This is a genomic window from Spiroplasma endosymbiont of 'Nebria riversi' (assembly GCF_018831625.1).
In the GTDB taxonomy this organism is placed as follows: Bacteria; Bacillota_I; Bacilli_A; order Mycoplasmatales; family Nriv7; genus Nriv7.
In genome coordinates, this window is record NZ_CP065193.1 from 1,389,032 (window position 1) to 1,414,935 (window position 25,904).

Here is a 25,904-nt window from a genome sequence, read left to right on the forward strand (position 1 = left end):
AATTTAAGGAGTTTAAAAAATGAAATATATTATTTCCCAAGCTGATTTAGCAGATTTAAAAGCAAAAGTACAAAGTTGACTAAGTGCTAATTGCCGTAATCCTTATTACTATAAAACTAAAAAACGCATTACTGCTTATTTAAATTTATGTACTTATTTCTATATTGAAGAAACTACTTTAACAAAACTTATTAAAAAATATTTTAAGAATGCAACAAAAACTTTTTATCGCTGGGCAGAAAAAATTATGACCGCTTATTATTCTGACAATTTAGATTTGTTATTGTTCAAAACTACAAAACCACAAAATCTTAATTATCAATATAGTTTAAATTCTCGTGAAAAATTATGTGATTTATATTTTGATTACAAAAATTTTCAAGCTGGCGGAATGTGGTCTTTATTTAACAATTTAAAAATTGGTTTTCGCGATGTCAAAAATTCAGAAGTTCATAAAAATATCAAAACTTTTTATCGTTGAATTAAAACTGACTCCCGTTGAAAATAATTAAAACAACAAATCAAACAAACTAAACGCAATTTTAAGCGTTATGAAGTATCCGAGATTGGTCTTTTACAAATGGATGCCAAAATAATTACTACATTAAATTTTCCGGTTGATAAAAAATATTACATTTATGATTTCATTGACGAAATAATACGCATAGTATTTGGTTATGTTTATGATAGTTTAGGAGCTAACAATGCTATTAACGCTGTGCAAAGAGCAATGAAAGATTTTAGCGAACTTGGCATAACAATTAAACGCCTTCGTACTGATAATGCTCCTGAATTTACTACTACTAACTGAAGTAATAAAAAATCGTACAAAGTAAAAGAAAGGCATTTTACAACCTTTCTTTCGAGGAACGGAATTGTCCACGAAACCACACCGATTCGTTCGCCACAGAGCAACGGTAAAATTGAACGGTTTCACCAACATTATAGCAAATTATTTTATGCTAAGGACAAAAAATTAAATCAAAATGAACTTCAACATTATTTAAACAAATATTATTACTTTTACAATTTTGAACGCTGTCACTCGTCATTAAATACTAAAACTCCATTTCAAATACTACAAAAACTTTTAACAAGGTAATTTTCTGTTAAATTTTTGAAGTGTAAAAATTTAATCCAGCATTATATATAACAATCACAAATTTATTTTTACTAAATTAAAAGATATTGAATAAATTTATTCAATATCTTTATATGATTTGTTTTATTTTAATTTTGTAGAATTTTATCTGAAGTTAAGTAAGTGATATATTTACTAATTTACATATAAAATTACTTTTTAAAAATAGTCCATTCCGCTTCCGGATATTGTTATTGTTCCTATGATTCCTAGTAATTTTTTAATATTAATTAAATCCCTTTCGTGAATTTTTACTAATTAATAAATTTTACCAAATAATCAACAACCTTTCTCCAAAAATTAATCTACAGTCTCTTTGCCTTGGAATCTAATTATAAACCATTTTAAAAAATTTCTTGCATTATTTGATAATTTATTATTCCTTTTTTAAAAAAATGCTTGTACTTGTCATAAGTCTGTGGTATATTACATACTTTTTTTAATTTTGTAAATCACACACAGTTATTAGACTATGATTCTCTTAATTGATTTCATAATACCATATTTTGTATTATTAAAATTAAAAAAGTTAATTTTATCCACAATAAAAAATATTTAATTCAAAATTAACCAAATTAAAACATTTTTCACGAGTTTCTATTATTTTTTAAATAATTATTTTGCAATAATAAATTTATTTAAAGTTTCAAATGGAGTTTTGTAATTCAAACTTTTATGTTTTCGCTTGAAATTATAAAATGCGTACCACTCATTCAAATGAATTTGTAATTGTTTAACATCAAATTTTGTTTCAAAACCACATTTTTTAAACCAAAATAAACTAATATAATTACGGTGAAACCGTTCAATCTTTCCGTTGCTCTGAGGAGAACGGATTGGTGTGGTTTCATGGATAATTCCGTTTTTTGAAAGAAAGGTTGTAAAATGCCTTTCTTTTACTTTGTATGTTTTTTTATTACTTCAATTAGTAGTAGTGAGTTCCGGAGCATTATCAGCGCGAATGCGTTTAATTGTTATGCCAAGTTCACTAAAATCTTTCATTGCTCTTTGCATGGCATTAATGGCATTATTGGTTCCTAAACTATCATACACATATCCAAAAGCAATTCTTGTTATTTCGTCAATGAAATCATAAACATATAATCTATGCTTAGCAATAGGATAATTTTTATCAGTAAACACTTTAGCATCCATTTGCAGTAGTCCAACATCTGAAACTTCATAACGCTTAAAATGGCGTTTTGCTTTTTTAATTTGCGTTTTTATTTCTCCATAGCGTTCGTCTTGTTTAATTCAACGATAAAAAGTATTAATTGATTTGGGGACATTATTTGTATCGATATCATGCACATTTTTTTGATGAATATTATGATAAAGCGATAATACAACGCCCGCACCTACAAATTTGTAATCAAAGTAATAATCACAAATTTTTTTTCTGGTTTCTAATGAAAATTGATATTTAATATTTTTTGGTGTTGTTTATTTGAATTGCAATTCATAAAAGTTGTCTCGATAATAACCATTAATAATTTTTTTAGCTCAAATATAAAATGTCATTTTACTACCACGAAAATATTTTTTAATCAATTTATTTACAGATATGTTATCTGTATTATTCATATATAAGTTGGTACATAAATTGAGATATTTACTTACTCATTTTTTTACTTTATGATAATATTTTTCATTATAAATCGTAGTCATTCAAGATTGTAATTTAGCTTTTAAATCTGCTAAATCATTTTTAGGTACAATATACTTCATTTTCTATTTCATTTTTTATTTTTTCTATATCAAACACATAAAACAGTTAACATTCATAGATAATATTAGTATAATGAAAAAAATAACTAATTACTCACAATTAAATAAAAAATATGACTTAAATTTTAGTGACAATAATTTTGGTTTTACTTGAGAAATCTTTAAGGAACTAGTTGGCGATGATTGGGCAGAATATTTTACAACGAGGTGTTTTTATAGATTTGTGCCTACTGCTAGAATGACCTTTAAAACTTGAAACTGTTTAGCTTGGGATTTATGAATTTGTTGTAACTTTACAGATACATCTGCTCAAGAAGTACGACGCTATGAAAATACACATCCTGAAACAACAATTGCTGATTTACATAATTTATGTCAATATTTAGAAGAAAAGTATGGCGTTCAAATTGGACCTGAGCACTCTAAGGTGACCGGAATAGTTTGAAAATTGAATAAAGAGGGCGGAGAAATAATTTTTCCTTCCAATCAACGAATAACTTTTATTGGTTATGCCAACGGTAATATAATTTTTGGAACAGCTGTAAAAGGTTCTAGTTTTTTGTGTTCACGAACTGACGAAATAATTACGGCAGAAGAAAAAGAAACTTTGAGTGATAAACAATTAATTTATAGATATGAGCTTTTACAAATGTCAATGTTTCGTAGCAATCGGATTAAAGTTTCTGACAAACCCATAAAAGAACTTTCTTGAACCTTTGTTGATAAAATGACAGGACAACAAGAAACTCGTTACTTATGAAAAAGTTTTTTTGTCACGTTCACTTGCAACCCCTATGATAAATATCACCCATTTTATGAAAAATACTGTATGCCATTTTTACCATTAAACGACAAGATAATGAATTTATTAAAAGAAACTGGTAAAGTTTGATACGAAAATGAAAAAGAATTTGAGGGTTTAGGAATTTTTGTTTTAAGACTAACATTAGACTCCACTTTAAATAAATTGCCAGAAATTTCAAGAAAAAAAGTAAACCAACTTAAAAAAGATAACCCCAATGAATATGCTATTGTAAAATATGGTTTTGAGTACTCAGACATTGATAGTACTATCTTTCCGTTTCGAAAACATTTAAAATATACACAAAAATATGATTTAAAAGATTTTTATGTTGCCGCTATTGATATGTATAAATTTGATTTTTATAGTATCGGGATTGATTGGGCGACCGGGCCAATCGATCATACTGTGCTAAAATTTTGGGGATTTCAAGAATATAAAAAAACTGAACTTTACGATCCATATTTAATATGTGAGATTGTTGTAACCCCCGAAGATAATTTTTCTGAAAATGAAAAAATTAGTTATCTTGTAGAAGAAATCATGACTTTAAGAGCAAATTTTTATAATTTTGCTGATGTTATTTTTAATTATGATGATAAAGCAAAAACCGCTATGGAATGAATTAAAACAAAATTAATCGAAGATTATAGTTTTAACATTCGTACCAGCACAGCCATTAAACACACAACACCATTAACCAAAGAATCTGGTTTAACAGACCGCGTTATTTGAATGCGTAATTTGTTTGGATTTGGTAATTGTAATATAAATTTACAGAATAATCCTTTTACTGCCAAATGCTACGAAGAATTACGATATGATGAAAAACGCACGAATGTTCCTGATCCAAAAATGTATCTTGATCCTTATGATGCAGACTTTTATGCGTTATATGCTGTAAGACAGTTTATTCGTGGAAAACAAAATAAAAATTTATTTTATATAATTTAATTATAATATTTTAAGTCTTCAAGTAAAAAGTCTTGTAACGGAAATTTTTATTTTCTTTAACATTTTTAAAACAATTCTTAACATGTTTTTTAAATGCCTTATGTTCCATATCCAAAATGAGGTGCGATTTAAATGGGCAATATTTACAATTAAAATTTAAAGAACACTTTAAAATATAACTGTTTAAACTATTTTTATCAAATTCTAACTTTATTAATGTGTTTCCGCTTAGCGTGCTATCATTTTTCAAGCACGGGAAATCCTTTTTAAAAATAGGAATACAATTAAAAGGTGCTACTGTTTTTATTTTTTTATAAGATACTATTTTTGAAAGTAAACAAAAACTATTATTATTTATATAACAAATTAAAATATGAGGATGATTTTTATTATCTTTACTATCCATTGGTAAAACCAAATTAAAAATTAAACCTAACTTAAACATATTTAATTATTATAATCTTTCTAAATATAAATCTACAAATACAACTCAGAGAAATGATCTATTGCAATCTTATATTTTTTTTTATAAAAATCAATATAATTTCTAACATCCATTTTACCGTCGTCAATATTTTTTTCACTTTTTTTAAATGCTTCCTTTCAGCATTGATCATAATGTGTTATTTCAAATAATTCATCAGGGTTTGCGTCTTCAAAAAATAAATAAATATTATCAATAAAACTTTTAATTTCTTTACTTAAATTAATTTCGCTTTTTGTATTAAAAATTAAAGGTTTATTATGTTGTTTGCGAATACTTATAATAACAGGTCCATTGTTATAAGCTACTTCTTCATTTACACTAAATAAAGGTTTATTCTTAATTAATAAATGAAAAACTTGTGCTAAATGAAGCAATTTATGAAGCATAAATTCCCCCTTATACATTTTTAAGCCATTTTTTTTAAAAAGTTGTTTTGAGTTAAATAAAGCTGGATTTTTATGAATTAAATATTTTGCCATATCCATAACATTATTATTTTCCATGATTAAGACACCCTCCTATCATTATTAACTTAATTATACACTATTTTTTAAAAAACTCTCGGGGCAATCAGTTATCTATAATTATGAATATAACATATTTTATAAGGATGCTTTTTATTTATTATTTTTACTATCCATTGGTAAAACCAAATTAAAAATCCAACCCTGCGTAAACATATTTTTAATTATTTTAATCTTTAACCAATAATTTAGAAATTGCTTTCATAAACTTATCTTTCTTATTTAACTCTACACCACTTTTAATCATTTCATCACTGTAACTAATTATTTTTCTTTTCATTTTAATTTCCCTCCTTAAACTTAATTCACAATTATTATAACTTAATTATACACTATTTTTAAAAATAAAAACTCTGGGAGGGTTGACTTTTACAAAATCTGCGTGTATAATAATTTAAAAAAATTAAGGAAGTTCTTTCAATAAAGTCAGGGTCCCCAAGGTCCTGCTAAAACGCGGACCCCCAACAGGTTGAAAAGCGGTGCCGAGATTTTTTGTAAGCTTAATAAAATCCCAGTATATTGACGCTTCGTTTGTGGAAGCAACCCGGCCGGTCGATAATTGTCAAAAATTTATATATTCATTAAATTTCAAAAACAAAACAAGAGACCTATAAAAAGGTCTCTTTTTAGTCCCAATTAATTAAATTTATTTTTGGAGGAACTATTCATGTCAAAAAATAAAATAAAATTATTACATGTAGGTATATTACTCACTTTAATAGTATTTATTTTTGTAGCATTAATTTTAGGAACAGTAGGTTACAGCAGAAGCAACGAATACTTTCTAAAATCTAATGGTGAGATAGTCTATTGTGGAAGTAACATATGAAAACAGATACTTAAAGGTCAAGGTCAAGGTCCAGGTGAAGATAAAGATAGAATAATAATGAATTTAATTTGTTCAAATGAAGATGAAAAAAAGAAGCATGATAAAATACTCAGAGGTCCTTTGTGAAAAGATGTGGTGATATGAGACGGAAATTATGAAAAGGGATATTTCAATAATCAAAAAAGAGACTAATTTAATTAATCTCTTTTCTTTATTTTATAATTCTAAATTAACATAAGAAGTCATTTTATCATTAAATAAGCATATATTATCCATTTTAATTAATGTGTGATTTGTTTCAATTTCGAAATTATATTTTCCTTTTCCAAAAATAGCAGACAATTCAAATCGCTTAAAATTACTTATTTCTTTTTCTAAAAAAAATTTACATTGCTTAGTAATCTCAAGTTTATTTATTTCTTCAAATCACCTAAAATTACTTAATAACGTCTCTAATCCTTTTCCATAAATGCTCATAACACTATTTAATTTTGTTTTTTCAACAATGCAATTTACAAAATTTTTACCGTAATTTCCATCTGCTAATTTTATATCTTTTGGCAGTAAACTAGGGGTGTCGTTTGGTTCTAAATTATTAATTAATGGTAGCCTATTAAACTGGTTACTATTCAATTTAAATAATTGATTTTGCGATATATCGTTATTAACTAATTGAATATTATTATTATCAAAATTAAAGTACTCTGATTTTAAAACAACTTCTACATCTTTGAATTTATAATATCCATCATCAAGCAACGGAACTGAAATAAGCTCAAAATAATAAGGTAATAATAGTTTGTAATCATCATTTAAGCCCATATTTATTGACAATTCAGAAAGTATATATTCAGAAAGCATCATAATAATTTGTTTAAATATTTGTGCCGATGGGTGCTTTAATAATTTTGGATTTTCAAATTTTCAGTACTCAAAAAGATTAGTAATAACTACTTCGGGTTTTTGACCAACAAATTTATTTTCTTTCAATTTTGCAATATCATTATCAGGTTGATTAGTATCTTTAATATATGTTGCATGTTCAAAATTAGTGCGGTAGTTATATGTATAATCTATCATATCTAACAATACTTTTTGTAAGCTATCAATTTTAAAAATTTCTTTAAATTCTAACTCGACTCTATAATAATCCTTGGTTAAATTATATTCGGTAGAGTCTAGACAACTTGGCTTAAGTCCGCCGATAGCGCCCGGCAGAGTGATTGTTTCATTTAAAATAATATTTTCTTTTAATAAATCCGCTGGTAGGCAACCAAGAGGTACACTCTGATATTTTTGCGTATTTCTAGTAATATGCATTGATGTTACTCTTGCATCAATAAAAACTTTTTTTCTTGATTCTGTTCCGCCACCAACCGTAATCAAATCTAAAGCACTTTTCTCATTAAAAAACAATTTTGCTTTTTCTCATGCTAAAACTTGGCTAGACATTCATTATTGCAAAATTCTAACTTTTGGTTCAGTTTCAATCGGCATTGATAGCATTGGTAACATAACCTTATCATTTTCTATAAATAATCGCGGATAACAAATAAAGCTTGCCGTGGAAATTTAATAGTAATTGCTTTAACCTTTGTATCTTCAGGCAATTGTTTTTGAATACGCACGATAACGGGATTAGAACCACGAACTTTAAAATCTTGCGCCCGTACCAAAACCGTTTCCTTGGTTACCTTAATTGATTTTGGGGCATAGCGTTCGGTGTAAGAATTTATAATATACAATTCATCCAAATTATTTTCGTTTGCCGGTTCACCAATAGAAACAACATGAAGATTAAATTTGCCGTATAAACTTTCATCTTGAAAAATTATAGTCTTAGCATCGACCATAGTATATTCAACACTGTTATCTTGAATATTAGTAGCGTTGCAAACATCTAATTCTAAATTAAAGTCACTAACTTCATAAGCAATCGTTTTTTTAACTTCTAACGGGTCAATAAAGCCAATTTTAACAACATTGGGAGAAAAAAGTATAAATTAGGTTTATTTGCGTTTTTAATAAGGTTGTTTAAAGGATAAATATATAATTCGCGTTTTCTTGTTTCGTTATAAATTGTATGTAAGTCAGGGTCTGATTGTTCGGTGTAATTTGCAAAGTCCAGTGGAGTATTATCAATTGCATAATCACGATATTTTGTTTCATTTTCTTGACTTGGTTTAGTCTTTCGATCCGCCATTTTATTGTCCTTTCATATCAATATTATTAATTTCTTTACCAATTGTGGTTGTTACATTCAAATTGACTTTGATTGTCATTTTTTCAAGTTCTTTCGAAATAAAACCGTTACCATTCAAGTCGCGGCCAAATTTAAGTAGTAAGTAAATAAAGTTTGCATGGGTTTCTTCTCGTAATAATATTTTTTGCTCAAGCATATTGTTAGTTTGAATATTAACCGCCGAACTTTCTTGGCGAGTTTGTTGGGCCTCTTTATGAATTGCGGGTACATGCATCCCGATCCGTTTATTAATCTCGGTCACATTTCAATCATATAAATAAGTTAATTCTTTCCCTCTAAATTGACCGTTAATAGTAGAAAAGGGTATTGGATTTTGGGCTTGATCATAATTCATGACTAAAACATGATTTTTAATAAAATCATCAATAATCTTATTTACATTTTTTTGAACATTACCAACAAGTGAATTTGTATTAATAAGAAACCTTGTGGCGTTTAAAATCGCATCTAGAATACTTTGTTCATAAAAAATATCTAAAGCTTTCAATTTATCTTCAACACCAGCGATGTCAGCACGCTCACTTGGTAAATTAGAAAAAATTGCAATTGGTATGTAGTTAATTTCTAAAACTTGTTTAATATTTAATTTTTCATTATTGCGTTGTTTTTCAAAATCATTAACTTTTATTATTGTTTGTTCCAATTTGGATGTGCCATTATTGTCAACAGTTTTTTTAGTGCTTAGTTCATAAATTTCACGCGTAATTTTTATTTTGCTGTTTTCTAATTGGTAAGTTTCGGACATGCGTAAATTAAGATTATTTTTCTTATAGTCGTCGTAAAAAATTGTACATTGAATTAAATTTCCCAACACATCATATTCCCGCTCTGCTACTCGTATGGGTTGAAAGTTCATAATTCCTTGATTTAAAAAAATTAGAAATACCAAAATACCAATATCGCTAGCTCGTTTCTCATTAATCCAGTTTTTACTTTGAAAGTCATTTTTATAAAGTCATGCCATTATTTTTGGTGATAAATCTTGTTGACTAATATTAATTTCCAATTTCTTAGGAGTTAATGCATTAGCCATAGTGTCGGACACATAAGATTTATAATAATCTTCATGACCAAAAGGGGCAAAACCATACATTCGTAAAATTGATTTTTCCATTTCGCGTTTTTTAACTAAAACATTATCATCTTTGTCACTAAATCATTTTTTAGTAAACCGTAATGGCATTATTTATTTTCCAATTCTTTAACTTGTTTTTTTAAAATTTCAATTTTTTCAGAAATTAATTTTCCCAAAGGTACAAGTCCTAAAGTAATAAAGTTTAAAAAGTAAATTAACATTTTTAATCAAAATAATTTTTTAGGCATTATTTTTAACTCCTCGTTTTGGTTTATTAATATTAATTTCTTTTTTATTAGCGTTATTATTTTTGATAGCAATAACCATATCAATCTTATTATTTATAATCATTAATTTGGTATCAATTTTATTTAACGCTTCTTTATTTTCTTGCTCCATTTTTTTCGCCTCCTTTTTTGTTTTTAAAGCTGAGATTATTCCTGTAATGCCGGCCGTTCCACCCAAACCACCAATAATTGCTGTAAAAATACTTGCTACTGTTTCTGAATTCATATAATACTTTCTCCTTTTTTAATATCTAATTTATTTAACTCTTGCACCTAACCCAACATAAATATGTGCCATTAAACTAGTATTTCGTGGGCGAGTTTCATTTTCACCATATTCTTTTGTTTTGGCGTCAAAATTAAAATTCAAAGAATAACCGGGAGCTCAATCTCCATCTTCCGCAAAATATCTTCGAACTTTAAAAGCTGCATATCCGAGATTATTATTATTTAAATTGGCAGGTTCATTACGGGTTGTCACATTAATCCATTGTAAATCAAGAATAGCTGTCATCTCTTTTGCAGTTTTAAATTTGATATTGTGATAAAAGTTATAATTTTTAATGTTCGCCATATAACTATCTACTCAAATTTTATGGCGATGCCTCTCAACAGAAGCTTTTTGTTGTTGAAGTAATTTATTGGGATTATGTCTAATAAAATCTCCTTTACCTAAAGATGGAGTTACAAGTTCATCCCCACCAGCAAGAATGATTGTATATGCTTTATCTTGAAGAGCAAATCAACCGTTTTCAATTTTCTTTTTACTGCTAAATCAAGCAATTGTACCAATAAAAGAATTTTGCAATAATTTAAAATTATTTGTTAGTATATTAATTTGTTTTTGTAATTTTGCCGAAAAATCAGCAGTTGTAGCATGCGTATAATCGCCCTCTTGAGGATTAGGTTGTAAAACATTTGGTGGTAAAGTACCAATCTGCTTTGGGAAAGACACCGTTAAAGTTTCTGTTTCATGTTCATAATCAGAATTTGCATATTCTTCAATAACTAAATTAGTTACAGGACCTCTAAGATTAGGATTTTGGGGGCATGTGTAATCCTGGCAGCGACTTTGAAAAAATTTTAATTGTTTTTGTAAAGTAAAACGATTATTACTTTCTTGAACAAGTAGGAGGTGATTTAGCAGTTTATTATCAGCATCATTTCGTTCATTTTTTTCTTTATTATCAGCATCAATTCGTTCATTTTTTTCTTTTTCTAATAACTTATCAACAACAAATTTACTGTAATACAAACCTAAATCAATCATATTAGCATCAACTGTATTTTCATCATTATAAGGAATTAAGAAATTTTTTAATTCTGTAAAATTAGCTAATGCTTTAACTCTTTGCAGGATCATATCTTGAGTGTTATTTGCTAGAGTAGAGTCGATATAACTTGTATTAGAAGTATTCAAATTATTTGTTGCATCAACAAATAATTCAACTGGTACTCTGTTAAACACTCAATGCTCAATCAAAATATAAATCATGTCCATTACGGTTTCTTTAATTTCATCAGGAAAAGTAGTAAATTCTCACTTGTTAAAGATAAAGTCAAGATACATGTTGCAATCATTTTAAGCTCTTAAAGTGAAAGTTTTAAATCAATCATCAAAATTAGCAAAATTTAAATCTTTATATTTAGATGGTATAGCATCTAAGGTTCCAGTAAGTGCTTTGATAGTATGATAACCATTAATGGTTATATTTGGTCAAAGTTCTTTTAAGAGCATTTTTTATCACTTCCGATTTAGTTTTTTATTGATAGTAGTAATTTTTTTAGTTATTTGTTTTTGGATTATATTTTTAGCATTAATTTTCAAATTAATATTTTTGTTTTTAACAAGTGGTCTAACAATGCGGTTTTTAACATTTCGTCCAACAATTCCCTTACCCAAAACACTATCAATGGCTCAATTAACATAGTTGTCTTTATTAAAAACTTGATTAAAATTTTCTTTAATTTTAAATAAATTTCCTTCTTTATAACGGTCATAAGTTATTTTTAAAAGCGGAGTTAAAACTCGATATAACTTTATGCTATTGATGTAAAATTCTTGAACATTTGCTGGTAAAAATGGCATTAAAGATAATATATTACCTTTAGTTTTACCTCAACCAATTGATCAACCACTTTCATACATATAAAATTTAAAAGGACTAGATGCAGTTATTAATTGTTGTAATTTTAAAGGGGTAGTAATTATTGGTCCTATTGGTCGATATTCAGGATTTTGGTAGTAAATTGTAATTGCAATATCTGTTAGTATTCCTGTTGGTTTAACTTTGACTGCAAAAAAGACATCAGATATTAATGGCAATAAAGTGCCATCGGCAATTATTTTCTTTTGCACTCTTGAAACAATGTTCTTAAAATTTGTATATTCTTGAATTTTGGTTGTAGTCTTTAATTCTATCTCTTTAATCGTTTTTCTTACAGGCTCAAACAGTTTATTTAAACCTTTTTAAATTTGATGTGTTGGCGACAATTTTTGTAATTTTTTTGATTTTTCCATAATTTTATTAAATCTTTTAAGAAATTGAGAACGAAAAAAATTTTCTGCTCGTAAAGTATTTAGTGATAATAATGTACCTTGACGCATTCCTGATTTTTGCATTTGGGTAATTAAATTAAATCAGTTTTCCGTTGGCATTTTTGAAATTTCATTAATGTTTGTTCCGTAACGATTTAAAAATTGATTACCTCATTTTTCTTTAAATATCCTTGTTTTAGTTACAAGATTAGGATTAATTTTTCTTAGTAATGTTTCCGTTTCTAAAAGTTGACCTAATGTTGTTACATTTGCACTTTTATAATTCTTAACAAATTGTTTTCGTGCCAAAAATCCTAAATGATTAAGCATAGTTTCTTTAGTTGGTTTTTTAGTATAGTCAAATCAAGTTTTATATTTGTCAAGAATAATTTTTTTATTATAAACCCGCGAAATAACCTGCTCTAAATTATTAGTCGTTGTTATTCCTAAGTGATTAATAATTTTATTTTCTTTCGCTAGATTAAAAAACTTTGTTGTTTTATAAGCTCTTGACATCTTACTAATTTCACCAATAGCTGGCGTTAAATTAAGTAAAGTGCTTATTGTATTACTTTGTTCTTTATAAATATCATATACTTGATTAATTGTAAAATCAGTTACAACACGCACACTTGAAGCAATTAATTGGGATGTTAAATTTGATAATCCAGCACTTAGAGAGAATTTTAGCGACAAACCGGCAGTAAATTTTGCTAATAAAATACCAATGACTTGCATACCTACAAATTTTAATAATTCCAGTAAAAAATCATTTTCTTGTTTTCGGGGCATTCGCGTAGTTTTAATAACTCTCAACTGCAAAGCAGTTATATTAGTTCCAATGGGCAAAATTTAAAAAAGGCTACCTATCTATAGCCTAATTTCCTTTTTAATCATCTTTTTGACCTTGGTCTCCATCTGGGTCTGGTGTTGATTTATGATAATGAACCATTTTGGCTAAAGCAACTTTACCAGTAAAAAATTCTCGTTCAGCGATATAAACTTGCCCCATATATTTTTCATCTGTATACATACCTACATCCATAGGCAAATTAATACCTGTAAATGTCGCATATGCCAAAGTATTAACTCATATCATATTAACATTCTCGGGCAAGCGAGATTTGGGTACTTCAATAGTTATACAACCATTAACAACAACGACAACTCCGTTAACCATGCCTAGCACGCCATCAGGAGAAGCGGTTACCAATTTCGCATAAGTAGCTTCGGTCACTACATCAGCCGTAGCGAGCAAGAAACCACTTGTCCACTCATTTTCAGAATTGACAACAGCAATTCGCATTTTTGCCATTTCTTCAAGAATTGTGTTTTTAGTAATCGGTTTTGCGGTTGCAATTGCTGTACCACCAGCCACTAATTGTTCAGCATCGTATTTGTCATAAATTTCAGCCATTTGTTGGCGAAGACGAATAATCTTACTTTCAATGAATTTGGGACCTGCTGCTTTACTCTCTAAACGCCCTATGCGTTCTTGAATATCAATTACCTTGTCCAAAGTAGCTTCTATTTTTTTTCTCGTTGCATAGTTAGATTTGGAACCAGTATTTGGGTCTCATGTTTTATTAATAACTCCGTCCGTCGCAAGTGGAATAACTACTTTCTCACCATATTCAAATTCGGTAAAAGCTATTTCATTTGCAAAAAGTTGGTGAATTAAACTTCCTGTTCGTGGAAATTCGGGTCTTCATTTGCTTGAAACCAATGTTCTTAATTGGTCAACATTAATAAAAAATGCCATTATTATTTATCTTCCTTTCTTTTAAACATTAACTCCTGAGGGGTTAAAGCATCTGATGAAAAAATTATTTCTTCTGAGTTAGAAGGGTTAGTATTTTTATCATCAGCCTTATTTGGAGCGCCTCCTGTGTCTAATGTGTGTTTAATTTTTGGCATCGTGGCCACAAAATTATTAATATCATTTTTAATTACTTCAATATCATTTTCAAAATTAATTGAGTTTTTCACAAAATTAATAAATTGATTATCAATATTAGCATCTTGAATTAATTTATTAATTTCTTGTTCTTTTTTAAAAGTTAAATATTCTTTTTCTTTGTCGGCAAGTTTTTTTAGTGCATCCGTTTCTCTTTGTAACAGATTTTTTGCTTTTTCCTGAAAATTAGCAGTATAGTCATTTTGCTCAGTGAAGCCACGATATAAATTTTTCACCTTAAAAGTTCCATCAGCATTTTTTTCGGGTTGTCCGTCTTCACCAATAAAGACGATTTTTTTATCTCTAATTTTCATTTGGTGTGTACTCCTTTTTCAAATAAAAAACTCATTTGATATTCTAATTATCTAATGAGTTTTTCTAATTATTGAGTTTTTAGCTATTTATTTTTTCTTTTTTTTCCAATTTTTTTAAATTTTTCAACCTCAATGCTAAAAAATGTTTTGTGGGTGGTCTTATTTGGATAATAACGATTGTGTAATTTTCCCTCAATTAAAATAATATCGTGTTCTTTTAATTTTAAGAATTCTTTTTGCAACTTTTCTTCATAAATAGAGAGCGTTGTGTAGTTAAGACTCTCCCAACTAACTTGAACATTAACAACTTTAATAACAACACTACTAATAGCTATTTTTTGCTTAAATTCTGTGATTTTGGGAATATCTTTTAAAATAACTGTCAAATTTACAAAATTAACATAATTAATTACTTCATTTTCTTTTTTAATTTTTAGTGCTTTTAACATTTTGTTTTACCTCATTACCCAAAAAGTATTGAATATGCTTTCACGCATCGTGCTCGTGTTTGGTAAGTTTTAAGTTTCCTTTGTAAAAAAATCCTTTCTTTTTAGAAGGCTCTTGTCTAAGAAAGTGCCAATGATATTTAAACCTTAAAAGACTGATTATTGCTCCAATAAGTTCTGAGGTTGCTAAAGGATTGTCAATCGTTCTACCTTTAGTTAAGAAAAAATTTTCAATAATAAACACTGGCTTAAAATTTTCTATTCTTTTAAAATTATCAAATAATTTTTTAATTTTAAAAATTGCTTGTTCAACGCTTTCAGAAATTATTGTTTCGTCAAATTCAATGCATGAATTTTCAAAATTCCAAACAACAATACCAGTAGAACCGATTCCTGCGGGATCAATACCAATTATATAATTCATAAACTAAATAATTACCCTATGACAACTACATTTTTTGTTCTAATTCAGTTTTTTTATTAATAGAATATATAAACTTTTGACAATAATCTTTATCTGATTCATCCACATTAAATCATGTTTTCATTTTTTAATTCCTTTAATTTTCTATAAACAATTTGTTTAGGCAAAACATTATGACAAATATAAGCAGTTTCACTTGGTGGATTTTTGCAAACTATACCATTATAAGCAATAAACTTTATTCTTTTATTAAAAACTAATAACTCACACTGATCTATTTTTTCTCTAATTGGTTTTAATGCAATACTTACTAATGGTATTAACATCGCAAACGGTTTACCTAAATTAAATAAATGTTCTATTACTTGCTTTCTTTTACTAAATGGAGGGTTAGAAATAATATAATCATATCTATCCACATCACTTTTAATGTAATTAAAGAAGTCAATTCCATCTTCAATATGACTATTTCAAACTTTATGCCCATTTTTTTCTAAAACACATACAAATTCACTATCAATTTTATCAAAAGGGCATAAAATAGTACTATTAGGTTTTAAAAATTCTAAAATTGATTTAATCACATATTTCTGTGTGTATCATTTATCATTAACATTAATTTTATTTAATAAATTAGAATTTAACATAATTAACTATCAATTCCTTTCTTAATTATTTTTAATTTGTCATTCTCTATTTTTAATTCTTGTTTTTTAGTTCATTTTGCTTGTGGCACAAAGCAATTTTGATAATCATAAGTTTTTTTTAGTTTTCCGCTTACAATAATTTTCTATTCTTTTAAACTCACATTGCAATGATTTTTCTTTCAATTGACAATTAATTGCTTTTAACGCTGTAATTAATTCTTTATAAGAATATTTTTGGCGTAATGCTTTAAGTCAATAAAAATGTTTGTTTTCCATTAATTAATCTTCCTCAATTATTTCTTTATAAATAATTCATTTCCGCGGACGGATGGCTTTTTTCTTGTAATAAATTACATTTTCTAATGAGTGTACTTTTCTTTTAAAATTAGGGTCATTACGCGAAAACCCATAATAGCGTTCTACAATTTCAGCAACATTATCATAAACACCGACTAACTCATTAGTTTCGCAAGAATATATAACATAACAATATTTTTTAGACATCTCGTACTTGTGCAAGATTTAATCTAATTTAAATCAGTTTCTTTTAGTCATTCGGGAATAATATAATTAAAATTAATATCTTTATCAAGTTCAGATTTTTTAATATTTTCTAAAAATTTTTGTCGATTTTTAATTTTAACTTCTTCATACAAATTAATAATTTCTTGCCCCTTAATGGTTGTAATTTTGTGTGCACCGTTGGCATCATAATTAATAACTTCATAATCATTTTCTGTAAAAATACCGATCACCATCTGATTTGCATATTTAATTGATGGGTATACTAGTTTTCGAGGAACTCAAGAAACACCACCACTATTGGTAATTGATAGTAAAATCACATTTGTTGTTTCAGCAACAATATATTTTTTATTCAAAAATAAATTTTTTAAGTTAGTCATTATTTATTAACTCCTCATATCAATAATTTTTTATTTTTTGTAAAAAGATAATATACATCCTTCCTTATATGCAATTTCCTAGTTAGCTAACATAGTTAACTATCTAAATAAATCTATGTTATCTCTTTTATGTTAACTAAGTTATGTTAGCTAACTAGGTGCGAGAAATGCTGGAAATTACCAAAAAGCATTTTTTGGCACACCTAAAAAGTGTTCTCATATTTACAACACAACTTTTTAAATAGAATTTAGTTTTTGTTCGAACAAGTTAATAAATTAATAAAGTTAGTTTAATTTTATTAATTAAAATACCTACCTCCTTTAAAAAATTATTGTTAAGAGGAGCATTCTTACTGGTCTAAAATGTCTGTGTTACCTTACATATAATTTTTTTAATTTTGTAGAAACCATATACATATGACAAGATTTTGGTTTCTACAAACTTGCTTTTAATTAATAAATAAATACGAGCTCATTTATTTATTACAAGAAATATAAGGTTAAATTAATATTTATTATTTTTAGTTATGCCTTGTATTTTTTTGTGCCTTGATAGTAATAAACTAAGTTAATTAGTAAACGAAGTTTACTAACAAATTTTGTTAAACATAAATGTTTAAAAAAATAAATATTTAACTTAGTTAGATAACTAACTATCAGTTGGTTTCAGTTAATAAGAAAGAGCAGGAGTCTAATTTGATTATAGGACAGGAATTGTTAAATTTTTTTATTGTTGAAAAAGAGAACTATAAAAAGGATGTAAGTTTTAATTATTTTAAAAATTAATTTTAAAGGTGTTTTAAGGTGCCTTAAGAATAGAGGTAAAAAAAACACAACAAACACACCACACCATCTTGGTTGATGTTTATGGCGGCAAAGCGGCGCGGAAAGCGTATGCTCCGCCCGCTAGTTATGGATTAGTTGAGTTATTTAACTAAGTTATTGCATTTTTTTTTATTTGGTGTAGTAAAAAATAGTTTTGGAGTTTTAGAAATGAAAATGTGAGTTAGTGTGGATGAGCCTGGCAAAGATTATTGTCAAGAGTTTATATATTCTATTAATAAAAAAACCGGATTAGAACAAAAAAATTGAGCGTCTAAATTTGCAGTTGATTCTGTTAGAACTGATTTAGTTGGTGATAATTGACTTTGTGTTGATTTTGTTGAACATAATTGTTTAAAAAAATAAATTAATTAGAAAATTAAGGAGAAAAGAAAGATGAGTATATTTGGATTAGTATTTTTTACGATTTTAACATTATTACTAGCATATTATATTGCAGTTAATATTTATCGGTTTTTTAAAGATAAAAAGAAATATGGTAGTGAAGCAAAACAGTTGCCAAAAGATTTTACTTATGCACAACGAATATTTATTGCAAAATTTAAGAAAAATTTATTAGAACAAGATGAAAAAGAAATTAAAAAGTAGGTTTAGAAAATGTTTAAAAAAATAATTATTGAGTTAATTGAATTAATTTATCCAACTGCCGATTTACCACCCCAAGTTGTATTTTTGTTTTCAATTTTAATAATTGTAATGCTCTTCTCAGCAATTATTTTTCTACTCTTTTGACCTTTTAAGCGGTAATTATTATGTTTTTAGTTGCTTGAAAAGATTTAGATTGAGAAATGACAAAATTGTATTTTTGAGATTTATTTATCCAAATTACAACTATTCCGGCGTGAGTTTCTGGTAAAGAAATTGATTTAACCAAAGAACTACCTTGACTTTTAATAGCAAATATTGCGTTTTGAATGGTATTAGTATTCATCGTCTTATTTATGGTTATTTTGTTTTATAAAGTTAAATCATATTTTGTTTAGAAAGGGGGTGATTATATGTTTAAAACTTTTCTTGATGTAACAACACCGCCAGTAGCAATTACTGGTGAGCAAGCGGTTACTAACTTATGAAAAGCATTAATTAAAGCATTTGGTAATATTTGAACTGATATTATTGGCGGTAATATGCCAAATGTTGTTAATTTCTTTGCTACATATTGATTTTTCTTGCTTAGTGTGATTATTGGTTTATTTTTAATTGCTTTCAAAATTTTTGAAAAATTAATGCCCGGCAGATAGCAATAAAAAAGAATGTTATTTGATATTATTTATTTATTAATTGCTTTGTATATTTTATATACTAAAATTTCTCATTTTTTTGCTCGTCGTAGTTTTATTAATTTCTTATTAAATTCGCCTTTAAATTTAGTAATTGGTGCCTTAGGGACTGGAAAAACTGCTTTAATGGTTTTAGCTTCTTACTTATTGAGCGGTTGAAAAACGATTTCTACTTTTCCGATTGCGGATAAACAAATGCTTTCATTAGGGCATATGTCTTTATTAGATTATAATTATCCGATATTAGAAGAAAAGCATTTGCTGTTATGAGATGAAACCAACTTATTTTTAGAAGGAACTGACTATAAAGAAAATGATAGGGCGGCCCAAGGTTTACAAGAATATTTCGCTTCAGCACGGCAGTTTACTCATATCGTATTAGCAAGCGGACAACGAGCCGAACATATATTAGTTAAAGTTCGTGATATTGCGAATTCAATAATTGTTGGCATTAGAAAAAAACCAGTTAGCATCTTTCGTCCTTATTTACAAGTTATTTATGGTACTTTTAAATCGGTAAGCGAATACGAACAATGACGTTTAACTCTAATTAATGCAAAAAATGATAAAAAAGGTCGCAAAATCAAGTATCGTAGCATTCCGGAATTAGACATTTATTTCTTTAAATTGAAAATTCCGATGTCAATTTTAAATCTTTACGATAATAAATATTTATCATTCTTGCGTGAATTAAGTAATCGTGCTTTGAATGATAATTATCAACATAAATTTTGAAATGATAATGTAATGGATGTTGAAGCATTAGAATATTTAAAAATGGAAAAATTTAGTAAGATACTTACCAAGTTAAAAAATAATCTGAAGAAGAAAAATAAATAAAGGATTTTAAAAAATGGAAAACTTAGAAAAAATGGCTAGTTTAATTGGCGATATGTTTTATAAAGTTTTTGATTTAATTTGAACTTTAACTATTCCCGGAACAGATATTCGCATTATTATTTTTCCGCTAATTATGCTTGTAATAAATCTTGTAATTGGTGGTATTTTAGGTATTCATATCGAACGACCAAAAGTTGGTTTTTGTAAAAAATATCGAAAATCAGTTGCTAATTGAGGAACTAAGAAAAAATCATCTAGTGGTCCGATTAAGAAATTTAGTGGTAATAACCCTAAAAGCAGACCGTGAGTCGACCAACATGGACGGCGAATAAAAAGGTAGGTTTTTAAAATGTTTAAATTGATAATATTATTTATTCTTGTTGCTGTTTTTTCTATTTTTGCTTTAAACGACTTTTTAGGTTTATGAGCCTATGTGCGTGAGGGTTTAGAATATTTTAATAAAGTTCTATCAAATAATATTAAAATTTTAGATTTTTTTAAACCAATGATAAGGTTATTTTCTCAACATCCGATTTTCCAAATTTTAGGAACGATTTGTATTTTATCAACAATATATTTAATTTTAAAGATTTAAAAAATGAAAAAGTTAAAGAAAATATTAAGTATTAAATGATTTAAAAGCCTTTTAGGTTTTATACATTTTTTTATTATATTTCATAGATTTATTACTCTAATTTAAATATTTTTAACAAAAATTCGAACTAACACAGATGAGTTTTTTAAAGATTTTATATTGTTTGATTTCCAAAATGTAGTTCTCAAGGTGTATTTTTGATTATTAATCGTTTATTTGTTAATAACTGGTATTAAGTTAATTATTAGGGGTTATTACTTTAATAAAGTTTTTAGAGAGCACCAAATGCAAGTTGTTAATTGCAAATGCCCACAACATAATTATTATAAATTTTCTGACGCTTTTAAAGCGATAAAAAAGAGTTTTAAGGTGTAGATGAGATGCACAAGATTGTTTCTTGATTTATTATAATGTTTATTAGTTTGGTACCGCTAGGAGCGTTCTTTGATACAAAACAACCACCAAAACCTAATATAGAACAATTTTTTATGAAACGAGAAAAACGAGCTACAAACCCCAGTCAATGTGGCAATAATTGTGAATTAGAGTTTGTTAGCATTAAAAATACTTTTTTTAATGTAGAGAGTTTTGGCTCTGCTGGAAGAATAACTTTTTATGATGAAAGTGTTCGTTTTCCAGATGATATGTCTGAAAAAAGCTTTTTAATCGAAAATCAAAGTATTAATAATCCTATAAAGGATCTTTTTAAACGAGAAGGTGTTTATAAACCAAAGCCATCTGAAGATATATTAACTACCTATGGCTGAGAAATTCCTAAACTTGAAAGTATTAAAGTGTCATTTGTTTATTTAGATAGATATCAATTAAATAAACACATATTTTATAAGTTCATTTTCAGCTAAAGTGCCACTACAACCAGAGAAAGATAACGAGCAACCGTTACCTACGGAAATAAATAAAAATGATGGTGAGTATGAGTATAATCAGTTTCAAGATAAGCTAGATTATTTAATGATACAACGTCGAGATTTTGATAAATTTAATTATAGCTATTTATATTGAGTCCCAATTTTTAATTTCTTTGATGATAATTTTAAATATATGAGTGAAATGTCAATTAAATTAAATGGTTTTAAACAAAATAGTAAATTTACTTTAAGTCGCAAATCTCATTGAAATGAGTCATTAACAGAGAACATTATTTTTACAGAACTTTCCTTTTCTAGTTTTGGTGATGTTATTACTATAAAAACTGACGGTACTGACCTTATGGGTTATAATGAGTTTTTAGAGAATGGTAAATCAATTTTAAAATTTGGGTCACGAGCAAGTTTTGGAAGAGACTTTTTCAATACCTTTTTTGGACAAGTTAATTATTATGGTAATACTTTCTATTTTTTACGCTATGATGACAAATTAAAATTTGATTTTAAAGATTTTATGCTTTATTACCAAAAAGATTTAACTGTTGATTTTATTAATGGTTTATTTAATAAAATTTATAAAGTTTTAGGTGGTTTTTTCGTACAATTCTTTTATGCAAGTTTTGATATGGATACTTCTACTTATGTAGAATTAGATTACAAAGGAATGCAACAATTCCTAAAAATGTTTTACAAATGGGGTTTTTCTATCGTTCCTTAATTACTTTTTATCCTAAACAATATTTAATTAATTTTGATTCAACAATAGAAAATAGTAAGAATATGATTTTTCGTTCGTATTTTTTTGTGAAAGATAAACAAATTGCTAATGATTTTAAAACTGGTAAAAGTTCTTATCAAATAGATTTTAATGTATTAAAAGCGTATGATAACCAATTGTGAAATGTTACTAGCAATAAATTGCATTTTTATAATGCTAAAGTTGATGTGATGTATGGAATTAATATTTTTACGCTAACTTTTCCGCTATATAAAAAACAAAGTGAAAGCACTGAATATCATTATTCTTTATACGATTTTAACATTTTGAATTCAACAGCTTTTATTGGTGGCGGAATAAGCGGGTAATATGGATGACTTAATTCCAACACCTAATTGTTCTTATTGAGGCTTATTTAGTGCCATATCTTGTGGGATTCAGCACGCTTCTGTTAGTGTGTTAAATTGATTACTTGGTCTTTCAGGGATTAATCTTTTAATTCGCCCCATTGCCGATATTGCTAAAACGACGATTAATTTTACCAAAACCGCTTTTCCAGTGTTTGAAGTTATTCCAGCATTTCAGATGTTATTTGAATTTGTAGTGTCATTAGCAATCTTATTAATGATATTAAAAAAGTTCTCTTAAATATTGCCAATATTTTTTATAATATAATTCCTTTGAAAGGAGGATTTTTCTTTATGCGAAAATTTTTATCAGCTTTAAATTTAGTATGTGTAATGTTTATTTTTGGATGTAGAAGTAATGTTTCTGAAAAAAAATTACAATTTTCTAGTTTAAATAATACATTTTTTAATGTAGAGAGTTTTGGCTCTGCTGGAAGAATAACTTTTTATGATGAAAGTGTTCGTTTCCAGATGATATGTCTGAAAAAAGCTTTTTAATCGAAAATCAAAGTATTAATAATCCTATAAAGGATTTTTTTAAACGAGAAGGTGTTTATAAACCAAAACCATCTGAAGATATATTGACTACTTATGGCTGAGAAATTCCTAAACTTGAAAGTATTAAAGTGTCATTTGTTTATTTAGATAGATATCAATTAAATAAACCACAATATTTTATAAGTTCATTTTTAGCAAAAATACCTAATTAATTAGCAATTTTAAATATAATGTTTGAAAATCGTATTTTTTGTAATACGGTTTTCTTAATTTAAGGAGTTTAAAAATGAAATATATTATTTCCCAAGCTGACTTAGCAGATTTAAAAGCAAAAGCACAAAGTTGATTAAGTGCCAATTGCCGTAATCTTATTACTATAAAACTAAAAAACGCATTACTGCCTATTTAAATTTATGTACTTATTTCTATATTAGACTTGGTACATAACCCTCAATTTTATCTACTATTTTGATAATATTATTTTCTGGGCGAAGTACAAATGTTAGATAAATACAAAGACGAAAATAAATTTTATAGTTTATCGGGCGTGAAATTAAAGGTTATGTACCAAGTCTATTGAAGAAACTACTTTAACAAAACTTATTAAAAAATATTTAAGAACGCAACGAAAACCTTTTATCGTTGGGCACAAAAAATTATGACCGCTTATTATTCTGACAATTTAGATTTGTTATTGTTTAAAACTACAAAGCCACAAAAATCTTAATTATCAATATAGTTTAAATTCTCGCAAAAAAATTATGCGATTTATATTTTGATTACAAAAATCTTCAAGCCGGTGGAATGTGGTCTTTATTTAACAATTTAAAAATTGTTTTTCGCGATGTCAAAAATTCAGAAGTTCATAAAAATATCAAAACTTTTTATCGTTGAATTAAAACTGACTCCCGTTGAAAAGAATTAAAACAACAAATCAAACAAACTAAACGCCATTTTAAGCGTTATGAAGTTTCCGGAATTGGTCTTTTACAAATGGGTGCCAAAATTATTACTACATCAAATTTTCCGGTTGATAAAAAATATTACATTTATGATTTCATTGACGAAATGACACGCATAGTATTTGGTTATGTTTATGATAGTTTAGGAACCAATAATCCCATTAACGCCGCGCAAAGAGCAATAAAAGATTTTAGTGAACTTGGCATAATAATTAAACGCCTCCGCACTGATAATGCTCCTGAATTTACTACTACTAATTGAAGCAATAAAAAAGCATATAAAGTAAAAGAAAGGCCTTTTACAACCTTTCTTTCAAAAAGCGGAATCGTTCACGAAACGACACCAATTCGTTCGCCTCAATCCAACGGAAGATTGAACGATTCCACCAACATTATAACAAATTATTTTATTCCAAGGATAAAAAATTAAATCAAGATGAACTTCAACATTATCTAAACAAATATTATTACTTTTATAACTTTGAACGCTGTCATTCATCATTAAACACTAAAACACCATTTCAAACGCTACAAAAATTTTTAAACAAAGTAATTTTTATAATTTTGAATAATTATTTTTTATATAATTATGTTTATTAAATTTTAAAAGATTTATTTTTTGCTCCTACATAGGTAAACCAAAATTAACTTGAATGCATACTGATTTCTAAATCAACAATTGTTGGTGGCGGAAGATTATAATTAAATATCATTGAACCAGAGAATAGTTTTTTTATATAAATATGATAATAAACAAAATAAAAACAGCAATTAAGGTTGCTGTTTTTAAGCTATATTACTTTTATTAATTTATTAATTTTCATTTAATTAAGTTAAAATATTCATATTTACTAAGTTAATTAATTAACACGTGCAATTTTCATAGTGTCATCCAGGACCTCTGTAATGAATCCCACAATCTGGGTGGTTTCCGTTATTTCCATACAATTTGCGGACTCAATTTCCATTGTTTCTCATTTGGCGATTTAAATCCGCCATTTTGCAAATAAATATCTGTTAAAACGCTCACTCCTATTCCGATTTGTCTTTTGTCTTCTTTTTAAAGTTTCTAATTATTTGTTTGTTGATAATTAATATTATTTTTTGCTAGTGTTGGTGCGTTTCCCGCAAGTCCAGCCATTCCGCCCCCTGCTATTGTTATTGTTCCTATTAATCCTAGTAATTTTTTCACAATTAATTAACTTCCTTTTCTTGAATTCTTAGTAATTAATAAAATTTACCAAATAATCACAGCCTTTCTCCATTTTACAGTCTATTTAATACAATTTAATTATACCATATTAGTAGATTTTACTGATTTTTTTAATTAGTACAAAACCCTCTTGTGTTTGTCAATAAGTCGTGGTATATTACATACTTTTTTTAATTTTGTAGAAACCATATAAATATGACAAGATTTTGTTTTCTACAAACTTTTAGGGGTATGTTTCTTTTGGCAGTAATATTTTGTATCGAATGCGATAGCGAAAGTTTATGTGTTGGTAATAAAAATCAAAGTTGGAATCTGTAATTCTTGTGACAAAAATGGCTT

Annotated in this window: 41 protein-coding genes; 20 read left to right on the forward strand and 21 right to left on the reverse strand. The window is 27.1% G+C overall.

Annotation, left to right across the window (positions count from 1 at the left end; genetic code table 4):
* The first annotated feature begins 19 nt into the window (after nt 1-19).
* Together I5Q57_RS09055 and I5Q57_RS09060 are read left to right on the forward strand one after the other, a co-directional pair.
* Nucleotides 20-508, forward strand: a complete 489-nt coding sequence (locus tag I5Q57_RS09055; RefSeq protein WP_215826216.1) for a hypothetical protein — start codon at nt 20-22, stop codon at nt 506-508.
* A gap of 72 nt (nt 509-580) precedes the next feature.
* Nucleotides 581-1,102, forward strand: coding sequence for an integrase core domain-containing protein (locus I5Q57_RS09060; protein WP_215826217.1), 522 nt, complete (start codon nt 581-583; stop codon nt 1,100-1,102).
* 654 nt (nt 1,103-1,756) lie between these two features.
* Here the strand turns inward: I5Q57_RS09060 and I5Q57_RS09065 are convergent.
* Together I5Q57_RS09065 and I5Q57_RS09070 are read right to left on the reverse strand one after the other, a co-directional pair.
* The gene (locus I5Q57_RS09065) at nt 1,757-2,452 is read right to left on the reverse strand and encodes an integrase core domain-containing protein (RefSeq protein WP_215826218.1); all 696 of its coding nucleotides are present in this window, start codon (nt 2,450-2,452) and stop codon (nt 1,757-1,759) included.
* Nucleotides 2,453-2,584: 132 nt separating this feature from the next.
* On the reverse strand, nt 2,585-2,869 hold the full coding sequence (locus tag I5Q57_RS09070) for a hypothetical protein (RefSeq protein ID WP_215826219.1): 285 nt from the start codon (nt 2,867-2,869) through the stop codon (nt 2,585-2,587).
* Nucleotides 2,870-2,942: 73 nt separating this feature from the next.
* Between I5Q57_RS09070 and I5Q57_RS09075 the strand changes: the two genes are divergently transcribed.
* Nucleotides 2,943-4,625 carry a hypothetical protein gene (locus I5Q57_RS09075; RefSeq protein WP_215826220.1) on the forward strand — a complete coding sequence of 561 codons (1,683 nt, stop codon included), beginning with the start codon at nt 2,943-2,945 and terminating at the stop codon, nt 4,623-4,625.
* 477 nt (nt 4,626-5,102) lie between these two features.
* Here the strand turns inward: I5Q57_RS09075 and I5Q57_RS09080 are convergent, their stop codons facing one another.
* Nucleotides 5,103-5,615, reverse strand: coding sequence for a Panacea domain-containing protein (locus I5Q57_RS09080; RefSeq protein ID WP_215826221.1), 513 nt, complete (start codon nt 5,613-5,615; stop codon nt 5,103-5,105).
* A gap of 688 nt (nt 5,616-6,303) precedes the next feature.
* On the opposite strand from I5Q57_RS09080, the gene I5Q57_RS09085 reads away from it, so the two are divergent.
* Nucleotides 6,304-6,657, forward strand: coding sequence for a hypothetical protein (locus I5Q57_RS09085; protein WP_215826222.1), 354 nt, complete (start codon nt 6,304-6,306; stop codon nt 6,655-6,657).
* A gap of 24 nt (nt 6,658-6,681) precedes the next feature.
* Here I5Q57_RS09085 and I5Q57_RS09090 read toward each other — a convergent pair whose 3' ends face one another.
* From I5Q57_RS09090 to I5Q57_RS09170, 17 genes are all read right to left on the reverse strand, one after another.
* Entirely contained in the window at nt 6,682-7,917 is a 1,236-nt protein-coding gene (locus tag I5Q57_RS09090) for a hypothetical protein (RefSeq protein WP_215826223.1), read from the reverse strand.
* A gap of 77 nt (nt 7,918-7,994) precedes the next feature.
* Nucleotides 7,995-8,318, reverse strand: coding sequence for a hypothetical protein (locus tag I5Q57_RS09095; protein WP_215826224.1), 324 nt, complete (start codon nt 8,316-8,318; stop codon nt 7,995-7,997).
* A gap of 98 nt (nt 8,319-8,416) precedes the next feature.
* Nucleotides 8,417-8,668 (reverse strand): hypothetical protein, encoded by a 252-nt coding sequence (locus I5Q57_RS09100; RefSeq protein WP_215826225.1) that lies wholly within the window; start codon nt 8,666-8,668, stop codon nt 8,417-8,419.
* Between the two features lies 1 nt (nt 8,669).
* Complete coding sequence (locus I5Q57_RS09105; protein WP_215826226.1) at nt 8,670-9,911, reverse strand: hypothetical protein; 1,242 nt, start codon at nt 9,909-9,911, stop codon at nt 8,670-8,672.
* Entirely contained in the window at nt 9,911-10,051 is a 141-nt protein-coding gene (locus tag I5Q57_RS09110) for a hypothetical protein (RefSeq protein ID WP_215826227.1), read from the reverse strand. The genes I5Q57_RS09105 and I5Q57_RS09110 overlap by 1 nt, the downstream gene beginning before the upstream one ends.
* Nucleotides 10,044-10,316, reverse strand: a complete 273-nt coding sequence (locus tag I5Q57_RS09115; RefSeq protein ID WP_215825961.1) for a hypothetical protein — start codon at nt 10,314-10,316, stop codon at nt 10,044-10,046. Before I5Q57_RS09115 ends, I5Q57_RS09110 begins: the two co-directional genes overlap by 8 nt.
* A gap of 30 nt (nt 10,317-10,346) precedes the next feature.
* Entirely contained in the window at nt 10,347-11,585 is a 1,239-nt protein-coding gene (locus I5Q57_RS09120) for a hypothetical protein (RefSeq protein WP_215826228.1), read from the reverse strand.
* Between the two features lie 87 nt (nt 11,586-11,672).
* Complete coding sequence (locus I5Q57_RS09125) at nt 11,673-11,828, reverse strand: hypothetical protein (RefSeq protein ID WP_215826229.1); 156 nt, start codon at nt 11,826-11,828, stop codon at nt 11,673-11,675.
* 3 nt (nt 11,829-11,831) lie between these two features.
* Complete coding sequence (locus tag I5Q57_RS09130; protein ID WP_215826230.1) at nt 11,832-12,449, reverse strand: hypothetical protein; 618 nt, start codon at nt 12,447-12,449, stop codon at nt 11,832-11,834.
* A 111-nt stretch (nt 12,450-12,560) separates the two neighbouring features.
* On the reverse strand, nt 12,561-13,478 hold the full coding sequence (locus I5Q57_RS09135) for a hypothetical protein (protein WP_215826231.1): 918 nt from the start codon (nt 13,476-13,478) through the stop codon (nt 12,561-12,563).
* Nucleotides 13,479-13,518: 40 nt separating this feature from the next.
* Nucleotides 13,519-14,391: a hypothetical protein gene (locus I5Q57_RS09140; RefSeq protein WP_215826232.1), complete on the reverse strand. Its 873-nt coding sequence runs from the start codon at nt 14,389-14,391 to the stop codon at nt 13,519-13,521.
* A gap of 2 nt (nt 14,392-14,393) precedes the next feature.
* Complete coding sequence (locus I5Q57_RS09145) at nt 14,394-14,900, reverse strand: hypothetical protein (RefSeq protein ID WP_215826233.1); 507 nt, start codon at nt 14,898-14,900, stop codon at nt 14,394-14,396.
* Between the two features lie 83 nt (nt 14,901-14,983).
* Complete coding sequence (locus tag I5Q57_RS09150) at nt 14,984-15,349, reverse strand: hypothetical protein (protein ID WP_215826234.1); 366 nt, start codon at nt 15,347-15,349, stop codon at nt 14,984-14,986.
* Nucleotides 15,327-15,770 carry a hypothetical protein gene (locus I5Q57_RS09155; RefSeq protein WP_215826235.1) on the reverse strand — a complete coding sequence of 148 codons (444 nt, stop codon included), beginning with the start codon at nt 15,768-15,770 and terminating at the stop codon, nt 15,327-15,329. Before I5Q57_RS09155 ends, I5Q57_RS09150 begins: the two co-directional genes overlap by 23 nt.
* A gap of 107 nt (nt 15,771-15,877) precedes the next feature.
* Nucleotides 15,878-16,417, reverse strand: coding sequence for a hypothetical protein (locus I5Q57_RS09160; RefSeq protein ID WP_215826236.1), 540 nt, complete (start codon nt 16,415-16,417; stop codon nt 15,878-15,880).
* Between the two features lie 66 nt (nt 16,418-16,483).
* The gene (locus tag I5Q57_RS09165; protein ID WP_215826237.1) at nt 16,484-16,693 is read right to left on the reverse strand and encodes a hypothetical protein; all 210 of its coding nucleotides are present in this window, start codon (nt 16,691-16,693) and stop codon (nt 16,484-16,486) included.
* A gap of 251 nt (nt 16,694-16,944) precedes the next feature.
* Nucleotides 16,945-17,322 (reverse strand): hypothetical protein, encoded by a 378-nt coding sequence (locus tag I5Q57_RS09170; protein WP_215826238.1) that lies wholly within the window; start codon nt 17,320-17,322, stop codon nt 16,945-16,947.
* Nucleotides 17,323-18,315: 993 nt separating this feature from the next.
* Between I5Q57_RS09170 and I5Q57_RS09175 the strand changes: the two genes are divergently transcribed.
* The 16 genes from I5Q57_RS09175 (at nt 18,316) to I5Q57_RS09980 (ending at nt 24,952) form a co-directional block, all read left to right on the forward strand.
* Entirely contained in the window at nt 18,316-18,510 is a 195-nt protein-coding gene (locus I5Q57_RS09175) for a hypothetical protein (protein WP_215826239.1), read from the forward strand.
* Nucleotides 18,511-18,540: 30 nt separating this feature from the next.
* Entirely contained in the window at nt 18,541-18,753 is a 213-nt protein-coding gene (locus I5Q57_RS09180) for a hypothetical protein (protein WP_215826240.1), read from the forward strand.
* A gap of 164 nt (nt 18,754-18,917) precedes the next feature.
* On the forward strand, nt 18,918-19,148 hold the full coding sequence (locus I5Q57_RS09185; RefSeq protein ID WP_215826241.1) for a hypothetical protein: 231 nt from the start codon (nt 18,918-18,920) through the stop codon (nt 19,146-19,148).
* Between the two features lie 15 nt (nt 19,149-19,163).
* Complete coding sequence (locus I5Q57_RS09190; protein WP_215826242.1) at nt 19,164-19,406, forward strand: hypothetical protein; 243 nt, start codon at nt 19,164-19,166, stop codon at nt 19,404-19,406.
* A 12-nt stretch (nt 19,407-19,418) separates the two neighbouring features.
* Nucleotides 19,419-20,285 (forward strand): hypothetical protein, encoded by an 867-nt coding sequence (locus I5Q57_RS09195; protein WP_215826243.1) that lies wholly within the window; start codon nt 19,419-19,421, stop codon nt 20,283-20,285.
* A gap of 13 nt (nt 20,286-20,298) precedes the next feature.
* The gene (locus I5Q57_RS09200) at nt 20,299-20,625 is read left to right on the forward strand and encodes a hypothetical protein (protein ID WP_215826244.1); all 327 of its coding nucleotides are present in this window, start codon (nt 20,299-20,301) and stop codon (nt 20,623-20,625) included.
* A 9-nt stretch (nt 20,626-20,634) separates the two neighbouring features.
* Nucleotides 20,635-20,880: a hypothetical protein gene (locus tag I5Q57_RS09205; RefSeq protein WP_215826245.1), complete on the forward strand. Its 246-nt coding sequence runs from the start codon at nt 20,635-20,637 to the stop codon at nt 20,878-20,880.
* Between the two features lie 189 nt (nt 20,881-21,069).
* Nucleotides 21,070-21,255, forward strand: coding sequence for a hypothetical protein (locus tag I5Q57_RS09210; protein ID WP_215826246.1), 186 nt, complete (start codon nt 21,070-21,072; stop codon nt 21,253-21,255).
* A gap of 5 nt (nt 21,256-21,260) precedes the next feature.
* The gene (locus I5Q57_RS09215; RefSeq protein WP_215826247.1) at nt 21,261-21,743 is read left to right on the forward strand and encodes a hypothetical protein; all 483 of its coding nucleotides are present in this window, start codon (nt 21,261-21,263) and stop codon (nt 21,741-21,743) included.
* Nucleotide 21,744: 1 nt separating this feature from the next.
* Nucleotides 21,745-22,485 carry a hypothetical protein gene (locus I5Q57_RS09220; protein ID WP_215826248.1) on the forward strand — a complete coding sequence of 247 codons (741 nt, stop codon included), beginning with the start codon at nt 21,745-21,747 and terminating at the stop codon, nt 22,483-22,485.
* On the forward strand, nt 22,461-22,853 hold the full coding sequence (locus I5Q57_RS09225) for a hypothetical protein (protein ID WP_215826249.1): 393 nt from the start codon (nt 22,461-22,463) through the stop codon (nt 22,851-22,853). The genes I5Q57_RS09220 and I5Q57_RS09225 overlap by 25 nt, the downstream gene beginning before the upstream one ends.
* 1 nt (nt 22,854) lies before the next feature.
* Nucleotides 22,855-23,133 (forward strand): hypothetical protein, encoded by a 279-nt coding sequence (locus tag I5Q57_RS09230; RefSeq protein ID WP_215826250.1) that lies wholly within the window; start codon nt 22,855-22,857, stop codon nt 23,131-23,133.
* A 53-nt stretch (nt 23,134-23,186) separates the two neighbouring features.
* A complete protein-coding gene (locus tag I5Q57_RS09235; protein WP_215826251.1) occupies nt 23,187-23,390 on the forward strand; it encodes a hypothetical protein in 204 nt (67 codons plus the stop codon).
* A 286-nt stretch (nt 23,391-23,676) separates the two neighbouring features.
* Complete coding sequence (locus I5Q57_RS09775; RefSeq protein WP_256444890.1) at nt 23,677-23,799, forward strand: hypothetical protein; 123 nt, start codon at nt 23,677-23,679, stop codon at nt 23,797-23,799.
* A gap of 395 nt (nt 23,800-24,194) precedes the next feature.
* The gene (locus I5Q57_RS09240) at nt 24,195-24,782 is read left to right on the forward strand and encodes a DDE-type integrase/transposase/recombinase (RefSeq protein ID WP_215826252.1); all 588 of its coding nucleotides are present in this window, start codon (nt 24,195-24,197) and stop codon (nt 24,780-24,782) included.
* A complete protein-coding gene (locus tag I5Q57_RS09980; RefSeq protein WP_369806581.1) occupies nt 24,779-24,952 on the forward strand; it encodes a hypothetical protein in 174 nt (57 codons plus the stop codon). Before I5Q57_RS09240 ends, I5Q57_RS09980 begins: the two co-directional genes overlap by 4 nt.
* Nucleotides 24,953-25,421: 469 nt before the next feature.
* Here I5Q57_RS09980 and I5Q57_RS09780 read toward each other — a convergent pair whose 3' ends face one another.
* Nucleotides 25,422-25,544 (reverse strand): hypothetical protein, encoded by a 123-nt coding sequence (locus I5Q57_RS09780; protein ID WP_256444891.1) that lies wholly within the window; start codon nt 25,542-25,544, stop codon nt 25,422-25,424.
* Nucleotides 25,545-25,904: the final 360 nt, after the last annotated feature.